Genomic DNA, 411 nt, shown 5'->3' with positions numbered 1-411 from the left:
CTCACCTCCACGCTGTCATCGGTTGCGCGCAGGCGCACCTCGATCTGCCCGCCCTCGGGTGCATGCCGCAGCGCGTTGTCGAGCAGGTTGGTCAGCACCCGCTCGACCAGGCCAAGGTCGGCGCGCACCGGCGGCAGGCCGGGCGGGAATGCCGCGTGCAGTTGCTGGCCACGCGCCTGCGCCGCCAGTTCGAACTTCTGCAGCACGTCCTGCAGCAGCTCCGGCAGTGCGAACACCTCCCACTCCAGCCGCACTTCGCCATGCTCCAGCCGCGCCAGCTCGAACAGCGCGCGCGCCAGCCGGCCGACCTTGGCACTCTGTGCCAGGGCGATGCCGAGATAACGGCGCCGCTCGTCCGGCGACAGCGTGGCATCCTTCAATGCCAGCGTTTCCAGGTAGCCGTGCAGCGAT

Annotated in this window: 1 protein-coding gene; it reads right to left on the bottom strand. The window is 69.8% G+C overall.

Annotated features, from left to right (window positions below):
- Nucleotides 1-411, bottom strand: a 411-nt coding sequence (locus EN850_RS33820) for an ATP-binding protein (RefSeq protein ID WP_348642453.1), incomplete at both ends; no start/stop codon positions are given.

This window comes from Mesorhizobium sp. M8A.F.Ca.ET.207.01.1.1, from assembly GCF_004794715.1.
Lineage (GTDB): Bacteria > Pseudomonadota > Alphaproteobacteria > Rhizobiales > Rhizobiaceae > Mesorhizobium.
This window is presented reverse-complemented; position numbering and strand designations above follow the sequence as displayed.